Origin of the sequence: Herbaspirillum frisingense, from assembly GCF_047325095.1 — a bacterium.
Lineage (GTDB): Bacteria > Pseudomonadota > Gammaproteobacteria > Burkholderiales > Burkholderiaceae_D > Herbaspirillum > Herbaspirillum frisingense.
This window is the reverse complement of record NZ_CP168558.1, coordinates 3,784,071-3,809,322: the sequence shown is the minus strand read 5'-3', so window position 1 is coordinate 3,809,322 and position 25,252 is coordinate 3,784,071. Positions and strand designations below refer to the sequence as shown.

27 protein-coding genes are annotated in these 25,252 nt (G+C 59.7%); 11 read left to right on the top strand and 16 right to left on the bottom strand.

Annotated features, from left to right (window positions below; translation table 11 throughout):
- Nucleotides 1-272: 272 nt before the first annotated feature.
- Complete coding sequence (locus ACEOAC_RS17615) at nucleotides 273-944, bottom strand: hypothetical protein (protein ID WP_413443908.1); 672 nt, start codon at nucleotides 942-944, stop codon at nucleotides 273-275.
- Between the two features lie 418 nt (nucleotides 945-1,362).
- On the opposite strand from ACEOAC_RS17615, the gene ACEOAC_RS17610 reads away from it, so the two are divergent.
- Nucleotides 1,363-2,073: a GntR family transcriptional regulator gene (locus tag ACEOAC_RS17610; protein ID WP_413443909.1), complete on the top strand. Its 711-nt coding sequence runs from the start codon at nucleotides 1,363-1,365 to the stop codon at nucleotides 2,071-2,073.
- Nucleotides 2,074-2,218: 145 nt separating this feature from the next.
- Here the strand turns inward: ACEOAC_RS17610 and ACEOAC_RS17605 are convergent, their stop codons facing one another.
- From ACEOAC_RS17605 to ACEOAC_RS17590, 4 genes are all read right to left on the bottom strand, one after another.
- Nucleotides 2,219-3,229 carry a TRAP transporter substrate-binding protein gene (locus ACEOAC_RS17605; RefSeq protein ID WP_413443910.1) on the bottom strand — a complete coding sequence of 337 codons (1,011 nt, stop codon included), beginning with the start codon at nucleotides 3,227-3,229 and terminating at the stop codon, nucleotides 2,219-2,221.
- A 37-nt stretch (nucleotides 3,230-3,266) separates the two neighbouring features.
- A complete protein-coding gene (locus ACEOAC_RS17600) occupies nucleotides 3,267-4,064 on the bottom strand; it encodes an SDR family NAD(P)-dependent oxidoreductase (protein WP_413443911.1) in 798 nt (265 codons plus the stop codon).
- Nucleotides 4,065-4,173: 109 nt separating this feature from the next.
- Nucleotides 4,174-4,968: a phytanoyl-CoA dioxygenase family protein gene (locus ACEOAC_RS17595; RefSeq protein WP_077235004.1), complete on the bottom strand. Its 795-nt coding sequence runs from the start codon at nucleotides 4,966-4,968 to the stop codon at nucleotides 4,174-4,176.
- Between the two features lie 82 nt (nucleotides 4,969-5,050).
- Complete coding sequence (locus ACEOAC_RS17590) at nucleotides 5,051-5,737, bottom strand: GntR family transcriptional regulator (protein WP_006462456.1); 687 nt, start codon at nucleotides 5,735-5,737, stop codon at nucleotides 5,051-5,053.
- Between the two features lie 345 nt (nucleotides 5,738-6,082).
- On the opposite strand from ACEOAC_RS17590, the gene ACEOAC_RS17585 reads away from it, so the two are divergent.
- The gene (locus tag ACEOAC_RS17585; protein ID WP_413443912.1) at nucleotides 6,083-6,361 is read left to right on the top strand and encodes a hypothetical protein; all 279 of its coding nucleotides are present in this window, start codon (nucleotides 6,083-6,085) and stop codon (nucleotides 6,359-6,361) included.
- Between the two features lie 102 nt (nucleotides 6,362-6,463).
- Here ACEOAC_RS17585 and ACEOAC_RS17580 read toward each other — a convergent pair whose 3' ends face one another.
- Nucleotides 6,464-7,153, bottom strand: a complete 690-nt coding sequence (locus tag ACEOAC_RS17580) for a GntR family transcriptional regulator (RefSeq protein WP_413443913.1) — start codon at nucleotides 7,151-7,153, stop codon at nucleotides 6,464-6,466.
- Between the two features lie 427 nt (nucleotides 7,154-7,580).
- On the opposite strand from ACEOAC_RS17580, the gene ACEOAC_RS17575 reads away from it, so the two are divergent.
- Together ACEOAC_RS17575 and ACEOAC_RS17570 are read left to right on the top strand one after the other, a co-directional pair.
- Nucleotides 7,581-8,939, top strand: coding sequence for a gluconate:H+ symporter (locus ACEOAC_RS17575; RefSeq protein WP_413443914.1), 1,359 nt, complete (start codon nucleotides 7,581-7,583; stop codon nucleotides 8,937-8,939).
- A 31-nt stretch (nucleotides 8,940-8,970) separates the two neighbouring features.
- Nucleotides 8,971-10,338, top strand: coding sequence for an NAD(P)H-dependent oxidoreductase (locus tag ACEOAC_RS17570; RefSeq protein WP_077235009.1), 1,368 nt, complete (start codon nucleotides 8,971-8,973; stop codon nucleotides 10,336-10,338).
- Between the two features lie 86 nt (nucleotides 10,339-10,424).
- Here ACEOAC_RS17570 and ACEOAC_RS17565 read toward each other — a convergent pair whose 3' ends face one another.
- Together ACEOAC_RS17565 and ACEOAC_RS17560 are read right to left on the bottom strand one after the other, a co-directional pair.
- A complete protein-coding gene (locus tag ACEOAC_RS17565) occupies nucleotides 10,425-10,838 on the bottom strand; it encodes a response regulator (RefSeq protein ID WP_413443915.1) in 414 nt (137 codons plus the stop codon).
- 87 nt (nucleotides 10,839-10,925) lie between these two features.
- A complete protein-coding gene (locus ACEOAC_RS17560) occupies nucleotides 10,926-11,285 on the bottom strand; it encodes a hypothetical protein (protein ID WP_254426888.1) in 360 nt (119 codons plus the stop codon).
- Between the two features lie 181 nt (nucleotides 11,286-11,466).
- Between ACEOAC_RS17560 and ACEOAC_RS17555 the strand changes: the two genes are divergently transcribed.
- Together ACEOAC_RS17555 and ACEOAC_RS17550 are read left to right on the top strand one after the other, a co-directional pair.
- Nucleotides 11,467-13,026, top strand: a complete 1,560-nt coding sequence (locus ACEOAC_RS17555; RefSeq protein WP_413443916.1) for a diguanylate cyclase — start codon at nucleotides 11,467-11,469, stop codon at nucleotides 13,024-13,026.
- Between the two features lie 388 nt (nucleotides 13,027-13,414).
- Entirely contained in the window at nucleotides 13,415-13,561 is a 147-nt protein-coding gene (locus ACEOAC_RS17550; protein ID WP_158243267.1) for a hypothetical protein, read from the top strand.
- Nucleotides 13,562-13,732: 171 nt separating this feature from the next.
- On the opposite strand, the gene dinB is transcribed toward ACEOAC_RS17550, so the two are convergent.
- The gene (gene dinB, locus ACEOAC_RS17545; RefSeq protein WP_413444478.1) at nucleotides 13,733-14,878 is read right to left on the bottom strand and encodes a DNA polymerase IV; all 1,146 of its coding nucleotides are present in this window, start codon (nucleotides 14,876-14,878) and stop codon (nucleotides 13,733-13,735) included.
- Between the two features lie 274 nt (nucleotides 14,879-15,152).
- Between dinB and ACEOAC_RS17540 the strand changes: the two genes are divergently transcribed.
- Complete coding sequence (locus ACEOAC_RS17540; protein ID WP_182994414.1) at nucleotides 15,153-15,575, top strand: EamA family transporter; 423 nt, start codon at nucleotides 15,153-15,155, stop codon at nucleotides 15,573-15,575.
- Between the two features lie 89 nt (nucleotides 15,576-15,664).
- On the opposite strand, the gene ACEOAC_RS17535 is transcribed toward ACEOAC_RS17540, so the two are convergent.
- Nucleotides 15,665-15,910 (bottom strand): hypothetical protein, encoded by a 246-nt coding sequence (locus ACEOAC_RS17535; RefSeq protein ID WP_241811874.1) that lies wholly within the window; start codon nucleotides 15,908-15,910, stop codon nucleotides 15,665-15,667.
- A gap of 108 nt (nucleotides 15,911-16,018) precedes the next feature.
- On the bottom strand, nucleotides 16,019-16,459 hold the full coding sequence (locus tag ACEOAC_RS17530) for a MarR family winged helix-turn-helix transcriptional regulator (protein ID WP_077235013.1): 441 nt from the start codon (nucleotides 16,457-16,459) through the stop codon (nucleotides 16,019-16,021).
- Between the two features lie 176 nt (nucleotides 16,460-16,635).
- Between ACEOAC_RS17530 and ACEOAC_RS17525 the strand changes: the two genes are divergently transcribed.
- Nucleotides 16,636-17,181 (top strand): VOC family protein, encoded by a 546-nt coding sequence (locus tag ACEOAC_RS17525; RefSeq protein ID WP_006462464.1) that lies wholly within the window; start codon nucleotides 16,636-16,638, stop codon nucleotides 17,179-17,181.
- Nucleotides 17,182-17,220: 39 nt separating this feature from the next.
- Nucleotides 17,221-18,855 (top strand): FAD-dependent oxidoreductase, encoded by a 1,635-nt coding sequence (locus ACEOAC_RS17520; protein WP_413444479.1) that lies wholly within the window; start codon nucleotides 17,221-17,223, stop codon nucleotides 18,853-18,855.
- Here ACEOAC_RS17520 and ACEOAC_RS17515 read toward each other — a convergent pair.
- The 4 genes from ACEOAC_RS17515 to ACEOAC_RS17500 form a co-directional block, all read right to left on the bottom strand.
- Nucleotides 18,840-19,508: a GGDEF domain-containing protein gene (locus tag ACEOAC_RS17515; protein ID WP_006462466.1), complete on the bottom strand. Its 669-nt coding sequence runs from the start codon at nucleotides 19,506-19,508 to the stop codon at nucleotides 18,840-18,842. The two genes, ACEOAC_RS17520 and ACEOAC_RS17515, sit on opposite strands and share 16 nt — an antisense overlap.
- Nucleotides 19,492-20,031, bottom strand: a complete 540-nt coding sequence (locus tag ACEOAC_RS17510; RefSeq protein WP_006462467.1) for a response regulator transcription factor — start codon at nucleotides 20,029-20,031, stop codon at nucleotides 19,492-19,494. Before ACEOAC_RS17510 ends, ACEOAC_RS17515 begins: the two co-directional genes overlap by 17 nt.
- Before the next feature lie 543 nt (nucleotides 20,032-20,574).
- A complete protein-coding gene (locus ACEOAC_RS17505; protein ID WP_077235017.1) occupies nucleotides 20,575-20,805 on the bottom strand; it encodes a hypothetical protein in 231 nt (76 codons plus the stop codon).
- A gap of 8 nt (nucleotides 20,806-20,813) precedes the next feature.
- Nucleotides 20,814-21,215: a response regulator gene (locus tag ACEOAC_RS17500; RefSeq protein WP_102661434.1), complete on the bottom strand. Its 402-nt coding sequence runs from the start codon at nucleotides 21,213-21,215 to the stop codon at nucleotides 20,814-20,816.
- A gap of 551 nt (nucleotides 21,216-21,766) precedes the next feature.
- Between ACEOAC_RS17500 and ACEOAC_RS17495 the strand changes: the two genes are divergently transcribed.
- Entirely contained in the window at nucleotides 21,767-23,338 is a 1,572-nt protein-coding gene (locus ACEOAC_RS17495) for a methyl-accepting chemotaxis protein (protein WP_241811870.1), read from the top strand.
- A 232-nt stretch (nucleotides 23,339-23,570) separates the two neighbouring features.
- On the opposite strand, the gene ACEOAC_RS17490 is transcribed toward ACEOAC_RS17495, so the two are convergent.
- Nucleotides 23,571-23,789, bottom strand: coding sequence for a hypothetical protein (locus ACEOAC_RS17490; RefSeq protein WP_006462471.1), 219 nt, complete (start codon nucleotides 23,787-23,789; stop codon nucleotides 23,571-23,573).
- A gap of 652 nt (nucleotides 23,790-24,441) precedes the next feature.
- On the opposite strand from ACEOAC_RS17490, the gene ACEOAC_RS17485 reads away from it, so the two are divergent.
- Nucleotides 24,442-25,239, top strand: a complete 798-nt coding sequence (locus ACEOAC_RS17485) for a transporter substrate-binding domain-containing protein (protein ID WP_241812066.1) — start codon at nucleotides 24,442-24,444, stop codon at nucleotides 25,237-25,239.
- Nucleotides 25,240-25,252 lie beyond the last annotated feature (13 nt).

Sequence of the window (25,252 nt, the reverse complement as noted above, 5' to 3'; positions counted from 1 at the left end):
TTGGAAGGCTTCTCTCGGCATGATGTCTACATGCCCAGCCGCAATACCGCGGTGGCACCCAACAGAAGAACACCATGATGAACCAGGTGATTAACAATATGCTCAGCGATATGGCTCATCCTTTCATCCATCTCGCCGGTAGTGCACACGGTATGCTCGAATATTTCGGACGCAGCGTCGGGGTCCTCTAAAGCTTATCCCATCAGGCTAAAGCTGCGTGTACCGAAAGCGATCCGAGGTCGGGTCTGGCCATTATGCAGAGGGCAGTGGCCTTACTCTGACTGCGGCAGCGACGCGGAACGCAGTCGCTTGGCCTCTCCAATAGCCTCTGCGAAGATCTCATGAATGTTTCGCGCCGTGAACGCCGGGAGCATGGATTCCGGCGCTGCAGAACCTCCCTGGCCCCCTAGACCCGGGACAAAATCGGAATATCTGATTTCAACATTTCCCTTTTCCTTCACGGCTTGAGCTATCTCCTTGAGTCGGTCCTGCGGATTAAGCGGCGCGTCACTCAGCCCAGGAATAGAGTTCTGTATCGACCCATAACCGCCCGCATCATTCACTTCTGCAAATAATTTGCCATTCACCAGGACCTGTCCCACGGTCTGGTATTGATGTGCGTTGGCATACTGCGAGTTAATCGCGTTGCGGGTAGCCTCCTCGCTAGCCCGGACCTTCATTTCGTTTATCAGGGCTTCCGGCATCTGGTAAGCGACAGGGGCTATGGAGCTTAATAGGGTAGCAGGGCCAGTCAGCCGATATGCACTTTCAACTTCATTACTCTGGGCTTCACTCTCGGCGGCTTTCTGCACAGCCTCGGAAGAAATGGCAACCTTGGCTGACTCTTCTACTGGGTTGTTGTCCGGCTTTGATGGGGTTTGAGGCGCAAAGGAATTTGGTTTGGATGCTACAAGTGCCGAGGCCTGGGCAGCCGTAATCATCATTGCAGTGACTCCTTGATAGGTTGGGTCAGTTCGCGGTGCAGTGCGTTACATGTACCACCGGCAGTATGAAAAGAAATCGTGTGCTTGAACTTGTAAATAAAAACGCATTTCACTCGCAATTCGGTAAATTCTCGCAAATTGAGAATTTTTGGGTGGGTTTTCGCCTCATTGGGCCTCGCATTCCCACGTCCCATGTCCCTTCGTTGCGTGTAGTCCTTTTGAGAGGATCGCCTCGGATGGCTTTGCGTGATGCCTGTAAGCTTGGTCATCGACGCGAGATCGCTTGTTACAATACCGCTGCAATCCTGAGACTCATCAAAAACGGTTTGCAAATCAGGATTCGATCCAACAAGTGGTAATCGCGCATCCTCGGGGATCTTCCGCGGGATAGCTCACTCAGCACCGATAATCAACAAGCATGGAATCAAATACAAGCCTCGAAGCAGTGGAGGATAGCCCGCCGTTTATCGAGCAAGTCTTCGATGTGCTTCTCTTCGACATTGCTTTCTGCAAGCTTGAGCCGGGCGAGAGAATTCGTCAGTCGGTATTGGCGAGTCAGCTCAAGGTTTCTCGCCAACCCATCAGTCATGCCTTGCAGCTACTCAAACATGAGGGCTTGCTGCAGGACTCTGGTCGTCAAGGGCTTCAGGTCACACCGATTGAACCGGAGTACATGCGCTTGCTATTTCAGGCGCGCAGACCGCTGGAGGCAAGCGCCGCGGCGCTGGCGGCCCAACGTGTTGCAGATCATCGTGCGAGTGACGATGAGTGCGAATTCCTGCGGCGGATGCTTGTCGCCGGCCAGGATAAGGTGAGCGCACATGCGCCGGCGCCGGAGATTGCCATGGCGGAGTTCCAGTTTCATGTCGCGCTTTACAGGCTGTCCGGAAATACGGTGATCGAGCAGATGATGAATGGTCGTTGGGCTCACATCATGCGGGCCTTGATCACCATCCATGCCAGGGCGGATATCCTGGTTGCGTGGGAAGAGCATGCTGCCATCGCAGATTGTGTTTTGCGTGGTTCCGTTCTGGAGGCTTCGGAACTGGTATCCAGGCACGTGCAGCGGGGTGGCATTGCGCTGTGCAAGCACCTTGAAGAGGTTCTTGCACAGCCCTCTCATCTCTGAAAGTCTTGGTATTGGTCGCCTCAGGATGATTGTCCTGATCCCTGAAGATCGCGGAACCACGAACACAAATCTCGCCGCTTCCTGATGGATTGGGACGCTATTGGCTGTCCTCTGGATCCGCGATCTTCATCCGCGCCTGGTCGAGTTAGCCGAGCTTGCCGGAATAGGTCTCCAGGACCGCCCATGCTTCCGCGCCGAACTTCTTCTTCCACTCGGTGTAAAAGCCAGCCTCCGCGAGTTTTTTCCTGAAAGGTGCTGGATCGGGTTTATTGAATTTGAGTCCCTTTTGTTCGAGCTCTTTCATGAGCGTGATGGCCAGCTTCTCGCTGTCGGCACGCTGTGCGATTGCAGCAGCATTCATGTTCTTCGCGACGACTTCGCGGAGATCTTGCGGAAGCCCCTGCCAGGCGCGACCGTTTGCCAGTAACCAATAGCCATCCCAGACATGGGAAGTCTGCGAGCAGAATTTTTGCACCTCATATAGCTTGGCTGTCGCGACGATAGGGAGGGGGTTCTCCTGGGCTTCCACGATTCTGGTTTGAAGTGCGGAATACAACTCGCTGAAGTTGATCGGCGTAGGCGCGGCTCCCAGCGACTTGAAGAGTGATACCAGCAGCGGGCTGACCGGCACGCGAATGCGTGCTTTCTGCAGATCGGTGGGGCTGCTGATCGGGAATTGAGAGGTGATCTCGCGGAAACCGTTGTCCCAGACCTTGTCCATGACCACCAGTCCGGTCGCCTTGATTTTGTCCCGGATCAGATCGCCGACACCGCCATCCATGGCCTTCCAGACAGAGGGATAATCGGAGAACGCGAAGCCTACGCTGTTCAGCGATGCCATCGGAACCATCGTCGCCAGAATCACGCCGGGCAACGTAAGGAAATCCATTCCGCCACTGCGCACCTGGCTGAGCATTTCGGTATCACCGCCGAGCTGGCCATTGGGGAAAATGCGCATTTCCACCTTCCCGCCGGTGTCCGATTTCACCCGCTCGGCCGCCTCCATCAGGCGTAGGTAGATTGGATGGCTGACCGGTACGTTTGTCCCGACCTTGAAAGAGTAGGTGGGGCCGGCGGCATATACAGGTGCTGCGGCGATGCCGGAAAGCCCAAGCGCGGCGCCCGCGGCGATGATGGTGCGACGTTTTTGATCCATGATTGTCTCCGTATTATTTTAGCTGGTTGCCATTTTTTTAAGCGCAGCGTGCTGTCAGTCCGCCGTCGACCACGAGACTCGTTCCCGTGATGTATTTGGATTCATCAGAGGCGAGGAATAGTGCTGCATAAGCCGTATCCCATCCATCGCCCATCTTTCCCATTGGGACTTGCTTATCTCTTTTGTCGATCATCTCGTCGACATTGCCGCCGTAGGTTTCTTTAAGCGGTTCCTGGATCAGTGGCGTATTCATGAATCCCGGCAGGATGCAATTTGCCCGTATCCCTTGTGGGGCGTACTGCACGGCCATGTTCTGGGTCATCGCAATCATTGCTGCCTTGGCGGCGCTGTATGCCAGGTAGGGAAAGCCGATCCAGCGAATTGCAGCAATTGAGGCAATGTTCACAATCGAACCGCCGCCTGCCTCAAGCAAGTGCGGGATGACGTGCTTGCAGGTTAGAAAGACACTCGACTGGTTGATTGCGATCACCCGATTCCAGGACTCCTCTTCAGTCTCGATCGGACCACCGACTTCGACGATGCCCACGTTGTTATGCAAGACATCGACGCGGCCGAATTGCCTGACGCATCGCTCTGCCATTTCCTTGACGTCTTCGGAACTGGCGACGTTAGCCCGGGCGGCGACGCACTTCCCCCCTTCGGCAGAAATCAGCTCGGCCGTCTCCTGTGCGGCTTCCATTCGATTGTCTACGGCGAGCACCGACGCCCCGTGCCGGGCGTACAGCACAGCAGCGGCTTTTCCATTTCCCCAGCCTGGCCCGGACGAGCCGGCTCCAGTGACAATGACCACCTTGCCCTTCATTCTTGACGACATACAAATCCTTTGGCTCTTGCGGTTTCGTAAGACGGCGAGGCGACCTCCTGCATGCCGCTTCGCCGATATCTCGGGGCTCTCTCTGCCAGCCCAATCGGGTCTTCCGGCCTCAGGCCGTCACTTCCCTGGCGAGAAACTCCTCGAAGTCCTTGGGAGATGTTTTTTGGACAGGCGTGAAATCGCGGTGAGCAATGAAGTCCGGGCGAGTCGGCTTGACGATCGCGTTGGAGAGTGCAGACAGGGTCAGATAGGCGATGCGGCGAGGGTAGGGCGTGATATTTCCAGCGGAGCCATGCACAATGTTGGCGTGGAACATCAGCACTCCGCCCTTCTTGCCGGTCGGGGTCACGATGCCGTTTCGTTCAACCAGATCGGTAACCGTCTTGTTGTCCAGGGTCCAGAGCGGATAGGACGTGGTCTTGACGTCGTGAGACGACTCCAGTGCTCCCGCCTTGTGGCTTCGTGGAACGACCATCAGGGGACCATTGATCGGCATGACATCATCCAGAAACACGGCGATGTTCATCGCGCGAGGTTCCGGCATTCCATCGTCCTTATGCCATGTGGGGAAATCCTGGTGCCATTGCCATACGTCGCCCGTGAATGCGGCTTTCGCATTGATCTTGAATTGATGGAGATAGCAGCGCTCGCCGAACAATTGCTCGACGGGGGTGACCAGGCGCTCGTCTGATGCAAGCAGCTTGCACGCTTCGCTGTATTGCTGGCAGGCGAAGGCCATCCGGGGTGCGCCGTCCTTTTCGCGCCAGACTTCGGCGCGATGTTGAGCAAAGACATCGCTGGCCGCCGCGCGAAGCGCTTCCACTTGCTCCACGGGGAAGCACTCCGGTAAAAAGATGTAGCCCAGTTCGTCAAACTCGGCGAGTTGTTGTTTGGTCAGTTGCATGTCGTGTCTCCATTTTTTAAGAAAAAGCGACCCCGTGACCCGATGCAATCGAGCCAGTCAGTCGTTGCTGTGAATACCGAAACTAATCGGCGGATTCCGTAAACTTCGTAAGTCGTCGGTACATGTCGTTACTCGCCCTCTGCATGTGACGCGCGGCCAAATCGCTTCCTTCGAGGACGTTTCCCGACAGGAGGTATTCGGTCAGTTCCTCATGCTCTTCCCACGCTCTGCCCGGGGTTTCCGGCTCATCCAATACGATGAGCATGGATCGCATCAGGTGCGCCCAGCGCGTATTCATCATTTGCTCGATGACGTGATTTCCGGAGAGGCGATAGATGGCGCGATGGAATTCCAGATCTGCTCTCACCAGGTTCGCCAGTGGCTCGCCGCTTGCATAAGCTCTTTTCCCTTCCATGAGCGCAGCCTTGAGCGCCATGACCTGTTCGGGCGTGGCGATCCTGTCGGCCACGCGTTGTGCGGCAAGCCCGGCAACAGTGACTTCCAGCGCCTTCCTGGCCTGATACATCTGTTTCATGTAATCCGGATCGATAGGGGACACGACCAGTCCTTGCCGTCCCGAATCCTGCACCAGGCCTTCGTGTTTAAGGAGCTGTAGTGCGTGACTTATCGGTTGCCGGGACACGCTCAGTTCCGCCGCCAACTCGGCTTGCCGAATTCGTTGCCCGGGCTTCAGCGTTCCGAGGGCGATCGAGGTCAGCAACTGCTCGAATACCTGATCAATGAACGGGGAGGTGTCTTCGATAGTCATGATTATTGAATTCCGTATTCCGAACTCAAATAATAGGCAGCGGTTTTTGGACTGTCAACGATTGTTGGCGCGAAAAACGCGGTAATTACGGGGTAAATGGCGGATGGATCTTGAATTGTATTGCACGACTCGGATGCAAAAACTTCATCAGACGCCAGTTTTATTGTTATTCTAATAAATATTACTTGGCTGTTTCGAGTCAAATACTTCAATTAGTGCAATTGAGTCGCCAAAATGGAATTCTGAATTTAGCGGAGTTACTCGGCGTAGTGCCTGGATTCGGCTGGCACCTTTCAAAGGTGGATATGCGAAACGGCTTAATTTTTGACAAGGAGGAGATTGAGGATGGAGAGCGAAGAACAAAGGAGGGTCGTGGAACATTGCGTCGCCACGGTCATGCAGCTGGCGATTGATGCGGAAACAGCGCTGATTCAGAGGCTGATTGATGACGCCCTGCGGGCAGGTGATGGATGTGCAGACAATGAAAACCGAACAAGCGCGATGCTCGGAGCGTCGCTGCGGGCCAAGGCGAACTTGTTGGCAGTTGCCGAACCGGAGATCGCGGAAATGCTGATGCGGGCACATCAGGCGACACAAATCTTGCCGGCACACCTTAATCGCTGAGGCCAAGGCCCATCCCCCACCGCCTATCCCGATGGGGGGGCATGGTCCACCTTGTCCAGCTGCTCTTGGCGTAGTTGCAGTCCTTGTCTCGGCTCGCCCCCCTCAGGGCGCGACCACCAGCTGTTCCCAGGTGCGATGTACGTGGCGGCGCAGATAGCTGCCGAGTTTTTCTGCATCGCGCCCGCTCAGCAGTTCGACGATCACCTCATGTTCGTCGACTGCCGTATGCCAGATGTCCGAGGTCACGCTGCCCTGGTAGCGGTAGCGATACAGCTGCCGGTTGAGTTGGCCGTGCACATCGCTGAGCGTCTGATTGCGGGCCGCCGTAACGATGCCGCGGTGGATGCGCTGGTTCAGCTGGAAGTAGGCCATCCGGTCGCGTCGCTCGTAGGCTGCCAGCATTTCATGATGCAGTGCGCGTATCTCGCCGATCTCCGCATTGGTGGCCAGCTTGCAGGCACGGATCGCAGCGAACTCCTCGATCACGCCCAGCACGTCCAGCTTTTCCTCGATCTGTTCCGGCGTCAGCTCGGCCACAACCGCGCCGCGGTTGGGTAGCAGTCGTACCAGGCCGTCGCTGGCGAGGATCTTGAGTGCATCCCGCAGGGGTGTGCGCGAAACCTGCAACTGCTCGGCCAGCGTACGTTCGCGCAGAGGCGTGCCGGGGCGCAGTTCGTCGGTGACGATCAGGGTGCGCAGACGCTCGGCCAGCTGTTCGGAGAGCAGCTCCTGCGCGCCGTCCAGCGCAGGTTCTTCGGATGGTGCCGGTTCCAGTCTTGCTTCCCGCGTCATTTCTTTCCTTGCATGCGTGTATTGCTGCTCGATGAGCGAGAGCTGCGTCGAGCATGTTGTTGATTTTGGTATTCCATTTTATATAAAAATATAGTCATATAAATCAACAACTTAAATTTAATAATAAAAAATAAGTCGTTCTTTTTGAATTTTGGTATACCATTTGATGGCCGGTTTAGCCCCGGTCACCGCACTTTTCACTGAAAAAACATACTCCAAGCGGGAGACAGACAATGCCTATCACCGATGCCGCCACGCTGCGGCCAAGCCATCACCGCATCTTTTCGTCAGTGTCCTCCCGCGCCAGCGGCAGCCACGTCCTTCATGCCGGTCCGTTTCCGTCCTGCGCCGACCACAGCTGAGGCCGGCGCCATGCGCGCACAAGCGCAACGCAACGATTCCTGAACCCACGAAAAGAAAGCAACCCATGCATCCCGATGTCTATCAACTGGTCAGCCCGGTGCTGGCGATTTTATTACTGATTCTGCTCATTACGCGCCTGCGGTTTCATCCTTTTCTGGCACTGATCCTGTCGGCCGGCTTCCTCGGCATCGTCAGCGGCGTGTCGCCGGTGGATACCGTCAAGAGCTTCCAGAAGGGATTTGGGGGCATCCTGAGTTCGGTCGGCCTGGTGGTCGGCCTGGGCAGCATGCTGGGCGGCCTGCTGCTGGAGTCTGGCGGCGCCGACAAGATCGCCAACGCCTTCGTCGGCATGGGCTCCAGACGCTGGATTCCCACTACCATCTGCGCCGCTGCACTGCTGATCGGACTGCCCCACCTGTTCGACGTCAGTTTTGTCATGCTGGTGCCGCTGGCCTTCGTCATCGCCCGTCGCACCAATAACTACATTCTTCGCATCGGCGTGCCGCTGGCGGCCGGCCTGTATGTTTCGCACGGCCTGCTGCCCCCGCACCCGTCACCCACGCTGGCCATGGCCGCCTATCACGCCGATGCTGGCAAGACCATCTTCTACGGTTTCCTGATCGCGGTGCCGATGGCGATCATCTCCGGCCCCTTGTTCACTTCCTTCATCATGCGCTGGTTCCCGGCCTCGGGCGGCTTTGGCGAGGATGCCGCGCCGGCTGCCAATCCGGTGACCGAGTCGGATGGCCGTCGCCTGCCTGCGCTGCCGCTGGTGCTGGTCGCCGTGCTGCTGCCGCCAGGCCTGATGATGCTGCGTACCTTCGGTCGCGACCTGTTCGACAAGCACAGCCCACTTCACACCTGGCTGGAATTCGTCGGCGACCCGATTGTGTCGCTGCTCATCGCCGTGCTGTTCGCGATCTACGCGCTGGGTATCCGTAGCGGGTTCTCGCTGACCCAGATCCAGAAACTGCTGGGCAAGAGCCTGGGCCCGGCGGCCGGCGTGATCCTCATCCTCGGTGCCGGCGGCGGCCTCAAGGAAATGCTGGTGGCCACCCACGTCAGCGACCTGATCGCGCACTGGGCGGTGACCTGGCAGATCAACCCGCTGATTCTCGGCTGGGCCATCGCCGCCCTGATCCGCGTGGCGATCGGGTCAGCCACCGTGGCCACCGTCACCGCTGCCGGCATCGTGGCGCCACTGGCCGCAGCCGATCCCAACGTCAGCCTTGAACTGCTGGTGTTGGCCACCAGCTCCGGCGGCCTGATGCTGTCGCACCTGAATGACTCCGGCTTCTGGCTGTTCAAGGAGTACTTCAAGCTGAGCGTCTCGGAAACGCTCAAGAGCTGGACCCTGCTGGTATCGCTGCAATCGCTGATCGGCCTGGCCGGCGTGCTGATTCTCAACGCCTTGATCCATTGATCCACCGTTCAATCGCAACAGAAGGAAAGACATGAACTACGAAACCCTCTTCCAGGAACTTCAGGGCCGTACCATCAGCATCGCGCTGACCGGGGCCAAGGGCGGCTTCGGCCGTTCGTTGCTGGTGCAGTGCCGCCACATCAAGAGCATCCGCGTGGCTGCCTTGTGCGACCTCGACCTCGACGGCACCCGTGACATGCTGCTGGGCCTGGGTTATGCGGCCGACGCGCTGGCTGTCTGCGCCGATGCCGCGCAGGTGCGCGCCGCCAATGCCGCCGGCAAGATCGCGCTGATCAGCGACTATCGCCTGCTCGACGACGCCACGCTGGACATCGTGGTGGAAGCCACCGGCAACCCCGATATCAGCGCCCAGATCGCCATCAACGCCATCCACCGCGGTGTGCATGTTGCCATGGTCAGCAAGGAGACCGACGCCGTGGTGGGGCCCTACCTGAACCGACTGGCCTGCGAGCGCAAAGTGGTCTATACGACTGCGGACGGCGACCAGCCAAGCAACCTGATCGGCCTGGTCACCTGGGCTCGCGTACTGGGCTTCGAGGTGGTGGCTGCCGGCAAGTCCAGCGAATACGACTACGTCTTCGATCCGGTCTCCGGCCAGCTGGAGTACATGGAGACACCGCATGCGATAGCCGCCTTGAGTTCGCTCCTGACCCTGGGCGAGGATGTGCCCGGCCGCCTGCAACAGCGACGCGATGCCATCAGCGCCTTGCCGCAGAGCGCTACGCCCGACTATTGCGAGATGAACGTGGTGTCCAACTCAACCGGCCTGACGCCGGCCTGCGATGCCATGAGCTATCCGCTGTGCCGCATTGCCGAACTGGCTGACGTCTTCATTCCGCGCGCGGATGGCGGCATCCTTGATCGCGAGGGCGTGGTCGATGTCTTCAACTGCCTGCGCTTGCCGGACGAAGCCAGCTTTGGGGGCGGCGTGTTCGTGGTGGTGCGCTGCACCGATGCCGAAGTGTGGGAAACCCTCCGCCAGAAGGGCCACGTGGTCGGCCGCAACGGCAAGTACGCCGCGATCTACCTGCCGTATCACCTGATGGGCCTGGAAACACCGATCAGTCTGTTCTCTGCCGTGCTGCAGGGGCGTGCCTCGGGCAGCCCGACGCAACAGGTGCATGCGGTGATGGCGGCCCAGGCGCAACGCGCCTTCAAGGCCGGAGAAGTGCTGAAGATGGGCGGTCACCACCACAACATCGAGGGCATGAAGCCCTTGCTGCTGCCGGCTGCACAGGCGCACCGCGTGCATGCGCCGTTCTACCTGGCGGCCAACCGCCGGTTGAAGGTCGACCTGGCCGCAGGCGACATCGTCAGTCTGGATATGCTGGAGTTCGGCCAGAGCACGCTGTATTCGGCATGGCAGGCACTGGACTGAACAAGGTGGCAAGCAGCGTAGGCCGCTTCGGCGGTGTGGGCTGCTTGCCCCTGGCAGCAGCAGTTTTTTTGACAGACCCCGCTGGTCTAGGCTGCCGGCTTGCCGATATCCGGATTTCCACTCGCATCAAGCTGTACCTGGCGTACCGTGTGAATGATTTCCTCCAGCGGGCTGGGCTTCCACAGGAACGCTGAAAACAACTTCAGCGTAGCCCGGGAGTCCGTCAGTGGCGTGGCGCTCAGCAAGACGATAGGGATGTGCCGATAACGGCCATCCGCCCTGAGCGCCGTGGCGAACGTCAGCCCATCCATGACCGGCATGCGCAGGTCCGTCAGGATGACGTCGACCCGCTGGTCCTCCATGACCGCCAATGCTTCAGCGCCTTGTCCGGCCTGGAGCACGTTATAGCCCTCCATCTCGAACACATCGGCGAGCAGGGACCTGACATACACATTGTCTTCGATCACCAGGATGGTAGCGGCAGCCGACTTCGGGTTCATGACAAGCCTACGAGCGAAATTGAATAAGACATATCTGCGCGGACCGAGGCATGGCTTGCCCATGCACCTCCTGCACGATGGCGCGAATCAATGGAAAGTCGTCGCTCTGTGCGCATTGAAGCCGGCGCGTCCCGCCAGCTCATCATGCTCCTCGATGAAGAGCAGGAATTCCATGTGATTTCTGGCATTGACCCAGGTATCCATTGCCCGCGCATTCGGAATTGCCGATGAGCTGATGTGTTCGCCGATCAGGCCGCCGACCCAGCGCCGGATTTCGGCGCACTCCGCTCCCGCAGCATGCATCGCGATGAGGCAATTCCTGGTAGCCGCCCGGACCAGATCTCCTACGATCAGGTTGGCGCCAGCCATCTCCGCCAGTCTGGTCACGATCAACATGTACCGGCTGGCGATGTCTTGCGCATGACTATTTAGCATTTTTTCTTCCATGGGCGTCGTTATACGCCCCTGGAGAATTCATGCCATCAGGATAATCCTTAGCGCCTGCACAACATCGATCCTGCCCCTTCGCCCCCTCTGGGTGTTGCAGCTCAGGTAATTTCTGATACGTGATCCTTAACGGACAGTAAATAATGTTCCCATTGGACGTCACCGTGGAAGGGGGGTAGTTATGGACGTTTGTGCTATCAAGGTGGCGTCGAGATCGGCCAAGCGGTTCGTCATTGTCGTGTGTCTCATCATCGTCGGTCTGGAAGGCTGGTCCAGCTGGCACGAGCGCCGAACGGTGATCGAGGACTCGTTCCGGTCGACGGCCAACATGGCCGTGGCGCTTTCGCAGCATGCGGACCAGGCGCTGGACGAAGTCGATATCGTGCTCAAGGCCGCGCTGGAGCAGTCGATCAGTACCGGCAAATCAGCTGCCGAGAGGTCGCGGCTGCACAACTTCCTGGTCCAGAACGTCAGCGATGTCCCGCAACTGGCGGGGCTGTTCATCTATGACGAGAAGGGCGCCTGGGTCGCATCGTCGCAACCGGTCCTCGAAACCCGGTTCAATAACAGCGACCGCGACTATTTCATTCACCACAAGGAGCAGCGCTTGAATACCGCCTTCATCGGCAAGCCCGTGCGCAGCAAGTCGACCGGCCATTGGGTGCTGACGATGAGCAGGCGCATCGACAAGCCCGATGGAAGCTTTGGGGGTGTCGTACTGGCGACGCTGGACATCAACTTCTTCGAGCGTTTTTATCACCAGTTCGATATCGGGAAGAAGGGGGCCATCCTGTTCGGCACCAATGCGGCCACCGTCCTCTATCGGCGTCCGCTGCTGGCCGATTCGATGGGCAAGGTATTGACCAACTCGCCCTTGTTCCAGCAGCACGTCAAGCTGGCCGATTCCGGTGCGGTCGAGATTCGCTCGACCCAGGATGGCGTGGTGCGGATCAACAGTTTCAAGCACCTGACCAATTACCCGCTTTTCATGATCGTGGCGGTGTCGAAGGACGAAGTGCTCCATAACTGGACGCGTCACGCCATCGAAAAGGCCGTCGGTATCAGCTTCCTGCTCCTGGCCGTCTGCTATGGCGGCAGCAAGATGGTGACCCAGGTTGCCCTGCGTGAGCGCGCACAGGCCGAGGCCGTCACAGCCCAGGAGAATCTGGAAAAGATGTTCCAGCTGCTGCAGGTGCAGTCGCGCCGGGATGGGCTGACCGGCGCCATCAACCGGCGCTATTTCGACGAGTTGCTGGAGCTGGAAGTGGCGCGCTTCGGCCGTTCAGGTGGAGCGCTCTCGTTGCTCATGATCGATGTCGATCACTTCAAGAAATACAACGACAGCTATGGGCACGTTGCAGGGGACCAGTGTCTGCAGAAAGTGGCCGCTGCCATCGCCGAGGCGGCCAGGCGCGAAGTCGATGTGGTGGCCCGCTACGGTGGTGAAGAATTCGCCGTCCTGCTGCCGGCATGCGGCCGGGCGGGCGCAACCGTTGTCGCCGAAAGAATTTGCGCCGCCGTCAGGGCACTGGCCATTACCCACCCCTCCAGTGAAGACGGCGTGGTTGGCGTCAGCGTCGGCATCAGCTCGATCGAGTCGGACAAGGGCTTCACATTCCAGCCCCGGGAAATCGTGGAGGTCGCAGACAAGGCGCTCTATGTCGCCAAGGAAAACGGGCGTGGAAGAGCGGTCTACAGGGAGTTCACCTACCGCCCGCCAGTGCTGGTCTGGTCGGCCTAGAGATGGCCCGATCCCGCGTGTTTCACCTGTAACTTTTCTGCGGCCCGATGCAACCGTGCCGTAACCAGCGCAGGCCAAGATGACTAGAACTCATTTCATAAATAGGCGCGAGTGCGAGCGAGTCCCGTTTGGGATGAAGTGCAAGGCGCGAATTTGGGTCAAGACTGGGCGTCTTGACCCAAATTCGTAACGCAGCAATTCGCCCAAACGGGGCCGCTCCCTCCGGGTTCTGTCCAGAAAGGGCGCTGGCCGCGTTGCGCTCCTTGCGTGTGGCACCGCCACACGACGCGTCGCGCGCCTTGCCAGCGCCCTTTCTGGGCAGAACGCATCTCACGACTATTTATGAAATGAGTTCTACCTATCGAAACCCCAGTCATCGGAGAACACCATGCGCTTCTACCTCTTCTACTTCGTCGCCGTCGTCAGCCTGATGGCCAGCACCGTGGCCGAAGCGGCGACTGCCGGCCAATATCACAGCCCGGATGAATGGTGGTTCTTCCAGGTCATGGGCGCCCTCGGCGGTTTCTCGTTCTAACTGATCAGACAAGGAGAACATCATGGCCGCAGCACTGCTCCACATCGCCAGCGAGATCTACACCCGGTTCGCACCCGCCCTCCAGGAGATGGTCGCGCATACGTTTTGAACGGGATTCGATGCAAGTGGGGAGGGGGCAGCCTTCCCTCCCGGGGCGACCGGATGCGCGTATCAGATGTCCAGCTGGAACTGCACCGGTTGCGCCTGTTCGGCCGCACCCGGCTTGAGCAGGCCGCTTGCCTTGACTCCCAGTAGGCGGATAGATTGGTCGAAAACGATGCGCTTGAGGCAATTGCCGGCGACCTTCCTGATCTCCCGTGCATCGGCCGTCGCCACCGTCAGCGTGGCATCGCGGGTCACGGTCGAGAAATCCTTGAAGCGCAGCTTGATCCCGACCTTGCGGCAGAGGTAGCCTTTGCGGTCCAGATCGGCCGCCACCTGCTCGCACAAGCGCGTGAAGATCGCCCCCAGTTCATTGCGGTCGCGGACGGCATCGAGATCACGTTCGAAGGTGGTCTCGCGGCTCATGGACACCGGTTCGGACTCGGTGACCACCGGTCGATCATCGATGCCATGGGAGACGCGATACAGCCAGGCGCCATAGCTGCGGCCGAAATTCTCCACCAGCCAGTCTTCCCGGCAGGCGGCCAGTTCGCCGATGGTACGGATAGCCAGCGTATCGAGCTTCCTGGCCGACTTGGGGCCGATGCCGTTGATCTTGCTCACCGGCATGGGCCAGATGCGATCCGGGATGTCCTCCATCGTCACGATGGTGAAGCCGTCCGGCTTCTGGATATCGGAGCACAGTTTGGCCAGCAGCTTGTTGGGGGCAATGCCGACCGAACAGGTCAGTTGGGTGGCCTCGAAGACCGAGCGCTTGAACATCGCGACGATGTCTTCCGATGTTGCCTCCAGCGAGGAGATGTCGGTATAGATTTCATCGATGCCGACATCCTGGATGATGGGGCTGATGGCCCTGATGGCGTCCTTGAAACGGCGGGAATACTGGCGATACAGCTCGAAATTGACCGGCAACAGGATGGCCTCCGGCGCCAGACGCGCCGCACGCATGGTGGGCATGCCGGAATGTACGCCCAGCGCACGGGCCTCGTAGGTCGCCGTGGTCAGCACCCCCCGGCCGACATAATCCTTGAGCCTGGCGAATTCCAGCGTGCCATCCTCCAGCGCCTTGGGCGCGTGCGTCTGTCGCCCGCCGACGACCATGGGCAGGCCGCGCAGTTGTGGATAACGCGAAAGTTCGCAAGACGCAAAGAATGCATCCATGTCGATATGAGCTATGCGCCGCGCAGGGGACATGTTCTTCAGGGACCGAACTGCCAGGGTTCGTGATGGGGAAAGCCAGAAAAGCGGTGATTGTATCCAGAATCCGCTATTTCCTGCGAAAGCCGGCGTATCCCGTCCCACTCGTGCGGATGATCGTGTCCGGGCAGGAGGGGGGCGAAGAATACAGCGCGCCCCTTGCAGCAGAAAGCAGGCAGCTCATGGTAATTTGGCGGTTCAACCCGGCTTGTCGGCTCAGTTCGAATGCCCGCCGTCCGGGATCAATCAATCTGCCGTGAGGGATAACAAGATGGAGCGCTGGGTCGCTTATGCATTCATTTCGATGGCCTTCGCCGGTTTTACTTCAGTCATTGCAAAGCTTGGATTGACCGGCATCTCGGGCGACCTGGGGTTGGCGATACGGACCTGCTTCGTGTTCCTGTTCGTACTGCTGTTCGCAGGCGTCGTCGTACCGGCTTCGCAGCTGGAAGCGCTGACATGGAAGAATTTCTTCTGGCTCGGTCTCTCCGGGGTGACGACCGCCGGCTCCTGGATTTTCTACTACAAGGCGATCAAGATGGGCGACGTCTCGACGGTCGCGCTGATCGACAAGGGCAGCGTGATCGTGGCCGTCCTGCTGGCGTGGTGGATCCTGCACGAGGCGATCACCCCGGCCAAGCTGGCAGGGGCGGGTTTGATCGCGCTGGGCTTGGTAGTGATATCGCGGGGGTAATACGTGAAGGGGGAAATACTCGAAGAAGCCGGATCGTGGGCGGAGAGCGCGGCTGCCCATCCACTCCGAATGCTCCGCCCGTCCTGGCGTCAAGGCTTGGGCGTTTCAGGCTTGCCTGTCAGGGCGCCTTCCTCGACCAGAACGCCACCCCGACCGCTACGCTGGATCCCGGCCGGGGCATGCAGGGGCGGTTGCCCGCCCAGCGTACCTTCATGGCCTTTTTCTTCCTTCTCGAACTGCGTTACCGTCGGCGCCTCACCGGGGCGCACTGGTTGGTCTGTGCCCGCCTTGGCGGGATCACGTTGATTTTCTGGCCGATTTTCAAGCTGGTTCATCGCTGTTCTCCTCAAGATAGTCCAGAGCATTCACGATAGCGCCAGCGACCCACCGCGTGCATCAGGCAGGCTCGCAATCCCGCGTCAGCCAAGGCCTGACAAGGCTCATCATGGGGCAGCGTCTTGTTCCATGGCTCGTGTGCGTATCGTTTGCATGGCACGCAGCAGGAGCTCGCGCTCACTGGCGCTCAGCGCCTGCAGCAGATAGGCCTCGCGTTCTTCGACCATCGGCACGATCTTGCGGTAGAGCCTGCGCGCCTGGGCGGTCGGCTTGACGATGCGAGCACGGGCATCCTCCGGGCTGGGTTCGCGCAGGATCAGGCCTGCCGTTTCCATCCGGCCCAAGGCACGGCTGACCTGCATCTTGTCCAGTGAGGTATGGGGCACCAGATCACTGGCCTGCATCTGGCCCTGTTCGGCCAATGCGGCCAGGATGCGCCACTCGTCGCGGCTCAGGCCGAAGCGGTCGGCGTAGACCGATGCGACCGAGCGACTGACGGCCTCGGCCAGTTGCGCCAGCTGGTAGGGAAAGAATGCTTGCAGTTTCATTCCAACATGGTAACAGACGTTACCAAACCGCCAAAGCCGGGCAGGGCTTGATGCAGATCAATTCCCGCTGCGAAGCTTGTCCATCGGTAGCGCCTGCGCGTTGACCGCACTCCTCATGCATCCATATAGTAACAACCGTTACTAATAAGGGCTGCGCCCGTCCGAGGAGATCCACCATGCATATCGATCGTATCCACCACGTCGCCTACCGCTGCAAGGACGCCAGGCAGACCGTGGAGTGGTATGGAAAATACCTGAACATGAATTTCATCCTGGCCATTGCCGAAGACCAGGTGCCCTCGACCAAGGCGCCCGATCCCTACATGCATGTGTTCCTGGATGCCGGTCAGGGCAATGTGCTGGCCTTCTTCGAGATTCCCGCCTCGCCGCCCATGGGGCGCGATGTCAATACACCCGCCTGGGTCCAGCACATCGCCTTCAAGGTCGACAGCGAAGTCACGCTGCGTGAGGTCATGCAGCGGCTGCAGGCCGATGGCATCGAGGTGGTCGGTATCACCGATCACACCATCTTCAAGTCCATCTATTTCTTCGATCCCAATGGTCATCGGGTCGAACTGGCCGCCGACTGCGCGACGCCGGAACAGTTGCAGCGGCTGGACGCGGTGAAGTGGGACATGCTGGAAGAGTGGTCGCGCACCCGTCGCGCGCCCCGCCATGCCGCATGGATGCATGCGGATGAATTCAGTGAGCAGGCCCGCTGAAGCAAGCGGTCGTGACAACAATATTCCAAGGAGACTTCTGTGCAGAGCACCTATACCTACCCACGCTTTACCTATCGGCAATCCGACGAGCAACGCGACGGCAAGTCGCAGCTTCATCCCGTGGTCATCATCGGCGCCGGGCCGATCGGCCTGACCGCTGCTCTGGAATGCGCCGCGCGCGGCCTGCCGGTGGTGGTGCTGGATGACAATGACACCGTCAGCATCGGTTCACGCGCGGTCTGCTATGCGCAGCGCCCGCTGGAGATATGGGACCGGCTGGGCGTGGCCAGGCGCATGGTGGACAAGGGCGTGAGCTGGCAGGTGGGCAAGGTGTTCTTCGAGGACCGCCAGGTCTATCGCTTCGACCTGCAGCCCGAGGCGGGGCACAAGATGCCGGCCATGATCAATCTCCAGCAATACTATCTGGAGCAATACATGGTCGAAGCCTGCCAGGCCCATCCCTTGATTGAGCTGCGCTGGAAGCACAAGGTACTCAACCTGAAGCAGGACGATCTCTGTGCCACGCTGTCGCTGGAGACACCGGACGGCTTCTACCACACCCAGGCGGAATGGATCATCGCCTGCGACGGTGCCAACAGCGATACCCGCAGGATGGTCGGCGCAGAATTCAGCGGGCAGTTCTTCCAGGACCGCTTCCTGATTGCCGACGTCATCATGAAGGCCGGCTTCCCCGCCGAACGCTGGTTCTGGTTCGACCCGCCTTTCCATCGCGGCCAGAGCGTGCTCTTGCACAAGCAGTGCGACAACGTCTGGCGCATCGATTTCCAGTTGGGCTGGGATGCCGATCCGGAAGAAGAGAAGAAGCCCGAAAAGGTGATTCCTCGCATCCAGGCCATGCTGGGCAAGGACGCGGAGTTTGAACTGGAATGGGTCTCCGTGTACCAGTTCGCCTGCCGTCGCATCGACAACATGCGCTACCAGCGCGTGCTCTTTGCCGGTGACGCCGCGCATCAGGTCTCGCCCTTCGGCGCCCGTGGCGCCAATACCGGAGTACAGGATATCGACAACCTGGTCTGGAAACTCAAGCTGGTCATCGATGGCCATGCCCCGGTCAGCTTCATCGACAGCTACCACGAGGAGCGCGCCTGGGCGGCCGATGACAACCTGCGGCAATCGACCCGCTCGACTGACTTCATCACCCCCAAGAGCCCGGTGAGCAAGCTTCTGCGTGACGCCGTCCTGAGTCTGGCCGAGACCGAGGCGTTTGCGCGCACCCTGGTCAACAGCGGCCGCCTGTCCACGCCCACCCCCTACCGCGACTCGTCCCTCAACACCCCTGACAGCGCTTTCTTCAGCGCACACATGGCCCCCGGCACTCCCTGCGCCGACGCCCCCATCCTGCGCGATGGTCGCCCCGGGTGGCTGCTGGAAGAACTGGGAGAGGGCTTTACCATCCTGGTGTTCGCGGCCGAGGCGCCGGATCTGGTCATTGACGTTCCCGGTGTCGAGGTCAGGATCAAGACCATTGCCGCATCCGGCTCAGGCGCCGACCTGATCGACCTCGAAGGCCTGGCCGCCCGTCGGTATGCAGCCCGTGCCGGCAGCACCTACCTGATCCGTCCGGACCAGCACGTGGCGGCCCGCTGGCACCAGGCCGATGCTGCCGCGATCACGGCGGCCGTGGCGCGCTGCGTCTGTCATTGTGTGGCGTAGATGGCGGCGCTCTGGCGCTGGCGCTTGAGGTGGTACATGCCCTGGTCGGCGCGCGCCAGCAGTGCGTCGATGCTGCTGCCATCATCCGGGTAGCGGGCGTGGCCCAGGCTGGCGCTGATGCAAAGCGCATCGGCGCCAATCTGGAAGGGCTGCGACAGCGCCTGATGCAGCTTGTCACGGATGATGCCGATGTCGCCGGCGGATACGATCTCAGTGAGCACCACGAATTCATCGCCGCCGATACGCGCAATGGTATCGGCGTGGCGCAGACTGTCTGACAGGCGGCTGGCGATCTGCATCAACAGCAGGTCGCCCGCCGCATGACCGTAGCGGTCATTGACCGTCTTGAACCCGTCCAGGTCCAGGAACAGCAGGGCGAACGCACCCTGTTCGCGCTCGGCGCGGGTGAGGGCGGAGCTGATCCGCTCTTCCAGCAGCAGACGGTTGGGCAGGCCGGTGAGGCCATCGTAGAGCGCTTGCCGGCGCAGGCTTTCATTGAGCGCGCAGGCCTGTCCCAACTGTTCGCTGAGATGCCGGCAGCGACGACGCGCATGCCGCAGCAGGCCACCGAAGATGCCCATGGCACCCAGGCAGGCGCCGCTGACGGCCAGTTGCCCGATCAGGGCCAGTTCGCTGTTATCCATCCCAAACATAGAAGACCGCACCTTCCTTCATTGCGACGCACATGAATCCCCGGCCATAGATGTTCCTGATCTCGAACCGGGTGTGGACGAGTTGCGCCAGCTTCTTCCGGATGCGATAGATGATGGTATCGATGCGATGAGGATCGAAAATCTCCGCCGTGATGTTGAGCGCATGCAGCAACTGTTCCGAACTGACCGGAAAGTGCGGACTGAGAAACAGTGTGGTCAGGATCGCGCATTCCTTGTCGCTCAGCGCCAGCCGTTCGTTATGCGGGCTGACCAGGGTCCCCTGGCGGCGGTACAGGCTCCAGGCTTCGGGAGGGCCACTGGTGGGCGCATGCCGGATATGCAGGCGTCGCATGAAAGAACGTATCGTCGCCAGCAATACGGAATCCCTGACCGGCTTGTGCAGGAAGTAGTCGGCGCCGTCATGCAATGCGTTTTCATGCGCCGCTTCACTGCCGTTGTCGGCAATGACGACGATGCCCAGCAGCGGGAATTTCTGGCGCAGGTCCGCCACCAGTGGACGCAAGCCGCTGGTGATCCGGTGCGTCTCGAGAATGAGGATGGCCGGTTTTTTTTTTGAACCTCGCCCTCCAGCTGCGACAGTGCCGCTACCGCCCTGACCGGAAGTCCACTCGCTTCAAGGACCTTCAGCACGCTCCCCGGTCCCGTGTCTGGATGCTCTACGATTAACACTGCCACGTCGACTCACATCCCCAAAATGAAACAGCCCTGATCTGTTATAGCGCTCTCAACGGATGAGTCTGATTATTGGTTACGTTATACCCGCTTTTGTAAGCGGGGAGATTCACAGAAAATCTCTTGAAAATTGCTATTTTGCAATAAATTGCCTTCTCATGATCATGCCCGATGCAATGGCTTGCAGGCCTGACGAAGCTCAAGACGGCGTGTGGGTGGGAGGGGAGGGGGATGGGGATGCGCCGGTGAGCCGGACGCCCGGGGCATGACGTCATGCCCGCAGGAGAGCGGACATGCGCGCAGGGAAGAGGGGAGAGCGGGTGCGGCTGGTGCAGCGCGATGGCCTTGCGGAGCACCGGCTGCGGTCATGCATTCATTCGATGTCCCGACCGAAATACTGGGCCACGTCGCCCTCGGTCCAATCCTTGATGACGTCGCGCTCCAGCAGCACGCGATACTCGGAACGGACCTCGCCGGCTCCCAGCTGGATCGTGCGATTTTCCAGCGTGTAGACGGTCTGGTGGATGCGGGTGGTCATCGAGACATGCCGGATGACGGCGCCGATTTCCGGCTCCTGCCGGTCGTCGTTGGCGGGAATGTCCATGGCGCGTCCTATTTCATCTGCGCGCGCCGGGACAGGATCTTCTCGATCTTCTCCTTCAGCGTGGCGGCGTTGAATGGTTTGACGATGTAGCCGTCGGCCCCTTCCTGGGCAGCCATGACGATGTTCTCCTTCTTGGCCTCGGCGGTGATCATCAGCACCGGCAGGTGAGCCAGCGCGGGTGAGGAGCGAATCTTCTTGAGTAGCGTCAGACCGTCCATGACAGGCATGTTCCAGTCGGTGAGCACGAAGGTGATATTGGAGGCGCCAGACTCCAGGATCTTCAGCGCCGTGGAGCCATCGTCGGCTTCCACGATCCGGGTGTATTCCAGTTCCTTGAGTAGACCGCTGACAATGCGGCGCATGGTCGAAAAATCGTCGACGACGAGAAAATGCTGATCTGTATCTGCCATGTGACTTGTGCCTTGAGCGGTGAGGTATCTCCCCTCAGGTCAGCAAGATGCATGCCGGCAGGTGCAGCCGGCCAGACACCCGCGTCATCTCGACGATTCGGATGGGCGGTCACGGTCGTGCCAGCAAGTGCAGCCGTCGCCATGGCCGGTGGGCCAGAGGGGGGAGGGACGACGAAGCCTTTGTTATATCAGAAGTCAATTGGCCACCAAACCTGTGCGTAAGCGGGAAAGTGCCCGCTTTTTCCCCTTTACCAATCCGCTCGCATCGGCGTGCAATGCAAACCGTCGCTCCATGCGCTGGGAGGTGTCTATCATGAAAGACGGTGTGTAATGCAAGCCGGCAGTCAAATCCGGCAGTTGTGCAAACGTGAATCCCTCCGGCTCAGTGCTTGCCCTGCATCGATGGGGTCGACCGAGCGCCAGGCCCATGAGCCGATAAGGCCGGACTCTACCCCTCTGTTCGGGATAGGGGGCGGTCGGCGTCCGACGTATCATCGCCTGCGCGCCGACGTGACCCCACTGGCCCCATTCCAATCCACACCAAGACTCACATGAATCCTCTCCGTCGTCTCCGCCTGGGTACGCGCCTGGGTGCCGGCTTTGCCGTTCTTCTCGCGTTGCTCGTCATCATCACCCTGGTCGGTGTCGTCCGCATGTCATCGCTGGACAACACCGCCAGCGAATTGAGCAGTCGCATCTATCCCAAGGTCAATGCTGCCCAGAAGATGCAGTACCTGATGATGAACATCGCCCGTTCGGCGCGCAACATCATCATCCTGAACGACCAGGCCCAGATGGCGAGCAACAAGCAATCCATCGACAAGGATCTGGTGGAATTCCAGAAGGCGCTGGACTATCTGCGCAGCAATGTGGCCACCGAAGAAGGCAAGCGTCTGATCAACGCGGTCGACGAAGCCAGCAAGAACTACTTTGCCTTCACCAGTGATGTCGTGGCGCTGGGCCTGAAGAACCAGGGAGAAGAAGGGCAACGTCTGCTGTTCGGTCCGCGCTACAAGACCCAGGGTGAGTTGCTGGAAGCCTTGCGCCAGCTGGTGACGCGGTACGAAGATCAGATGCGCGAGGCGACCACCGCCGCGCACGCCACCTATGTGAATTCGGCGGCCATCCTGATCATCTCGGCGGTCATTGCGATCCTGATCGGCCTGATCGCCGCCTTCATGATCAGTCGTTCCATCACCGTGCCGATGGCCGATGCCCTGGACGCTGCGCGCAAGGTGGCCAACGGCGACCTGACCAAGCACATCGATGATCGTGCTCCCGATGAAACCGGTGAACTGCTCGGCGCCCTGCGCGAGATGAATCATTCATTGGTCGATATCGTCGCCAGCGTGCGCACCGGTGCCGACACCATCGCCACCGCTTCACAGGAGATCGCGGCGGGCAACCAGGATCTTTCCTCGCGTACCGAACACCAGGCCAGTTCGCTGGAAGAGACCGCCTCGTCCATGGAGGAACTGACCTCCACCGTGCAGCAGAACAGCGCCAATGCCCGCCAGGCCGCCGAGATGGCGCAGGCCGCGTCAAACATCGCCGGCCAGGGCGGCGAGATCGTCGGGCAAGTGGTGGCGACGATGGACGACATCGACGCCTCCGCGCGCAAGATCGTCGACATCATCGGCGTGATCGATGGCATCGCTTTCCAGACCAATATCCTGGCCTTGAATGCGGCAGTAGAAGCTGCTCGCGCTGGCGAGCAGGGGCGCGGCTTTGCCGTGGTGGCTACCGAGGTGCGCAGCCTGGCACAGCGATCGGCTGCGGCTGCCAAGGAGATCAAGGTACTCATCGGCAATTCGGTGGAGAAGGTCGATTCTGGCGCGCAGCTGGTCAAGCAGGCTGGACAGACCATGCAGGAAATCGTGCAGAGCGTGGCCCAGGTCAATACCATCATCGGACAGATCAGCGCCGCGGGAGAAGAACAGCGCGCCGGTATCGAGCAGGTCCATCAAGCGGTGACGGCCATGGACGAAGTCACGCAACAGAATGCGGCGCTGGTCGAACAGGCCGCCGCTGCTTCGCGCGCCATGCAGGGGCAGGCCGGTGAGCTGGCCGAGCAGGTCAGCATCTTCCGACTGCCGGTACAGGGCGCTGCGCCGATGCGTTGATGCGTTGATTGGTCTTGGTCGATGTCTCCCGTGTTGATCGCGGGAGGGATCTGGACCAATAAAAAACGGCTGCCTGAATGAAGACGGGCAGCCGTTTTTTTTGCGCGCTCGTGAGGAATGACGAGAATGTCGCCATGCACCCGGGGTGGGGCGCTTGGAGGGGCGCAGAGGGATGTGAAGACTGGCGCGACCGGAACCGGTCGCGACCAGGTCGGGGCGTCTCCGCCCGGCCTTACTCTTCGCCGCGTGCGGCCAGATCGATGGCGCGCACGATGGCCACGGCTTTTTCGATCACTTCTGCCTGGCTGCTCACGCGCATGCTTTTCTTGAGATGGTGGATGTCATCCCGGGTCTTGCGGCTCACCGGAACGTTGAGGAAGCCGTCGGGCTCGACCAGAAAGCGAGGCGGCGTCGCGGTAACGGTTTCAGGTGTCTTGGAACGTCTGGGCATGGATCTCTCCCTTTTGATTGGTCTGGATGACGGCAGCGGAGTGCCTGCGGCAATATAACTGCGAACTGAAAAATATTAGAACTTATTTTTTCGATTTTACGTTTTTTCCTCGTCTTCTCCTAATTGGCGAGAATGCGAAGCTGATCTATAGCGCCACCGCAACATCGCAGGAAACAGAAAAGACCAGGCTTGCTGCAACTGCGTCATGAAGATGATTTTCATTACCGTGGCAGCGGTCCGGCCAGTTTGAAACTTTAGTTTTCGTATGATCAGCTGCCCGCCCGTGTTGGACTATTCCTAGTTGGAATCGGCTGTACCGGGCAGCTTTTGTCAGGAAAGGATGGGCGCTTGCTGAAATTGCGGAAACCTAATATTTTTTTCCTGACCTGCAGCTGTTTTTTGCCTGGCCCGGACTTCACGAGAAGGGTGGGGCGAATCCGGATCGCAGGCAAGAGCGGGCATGGTAATTGCATCAGTACGGAGGCGTCCTGTGCGCTGCCCGATAGGGGTGGATGCGCATCGCAGGGGACGGGACATCGGGGTATTTTCTAAGTTAGACATCGCCTGCATCGCCACGAGTGATACCAAAACAGGCGCCCCCTGTTTGCCCGTCAGCATGGATCATCAATTCAACGACAACAAGGGAACCACCATGAAGTTCGTCAAGACCGCAATCGCTGCATCCCTGGGCCTGATGGCCGGTTTGGCCGGATCGGCCCATGCCGACAACCTGGCCGACATCCAGAAGGCCGGGGTGGTGAAGATCGGCGTGCCACAGGACTTCGCGCCCTATGGCTCGGTCAATTCCGACTTGCAGCTGCAGGGGCTGGACATTGAAGTGGCCAAGCTGGTGGCCAAGGGCATGGGTGTCAAGGCCGAGCTGGTGCCGGTCCCCATCTCCAGCCGCATGGCCTTCCTGCAGACGCACAAGATCGACCTGATCATCTCGACCCTGGGCAAGAATGCCGAGCGCGAAAAGGTGATCGATTTCTCGCAGGGCTATGCGCCCTACAACAACAGCGTCTTTGGCGTGGCCGCCATCAAGGTGGCCGGTCCGGCTGACCTGGCCAACCAGACCGTGGGCGTGGCGCGCTCCACCTTCGAAGACCTGATGCTCACCGACAGCGTCCCCAAGAGCACCGTCATCAAGCGCTATGAAGACAACAACGGCCTGATCTCGGCCTACGTCTCGGGCCAGGTCCAGATCGTCGGCACCGGCGACTTCGTGGCCTATGCGCTGGCCGAGAAGACACCCAACAACAAGCCGCTGCTCAAGTACATCATCAATGTCTCGACCTGTTATGTCGGCATGAACAAGGGCGAGCCCGCACTCATGGCCAAGGTCAACGAGGCCCTGACCGCCTCCAAGAAGAGTGGCGAGCTCAATGGCATCGTCAAGAAGTGGCTCAACGTGCCGCTGCCGGAAAAGATCGCCACCACCTACCAGTAAGAAGCATGATCCG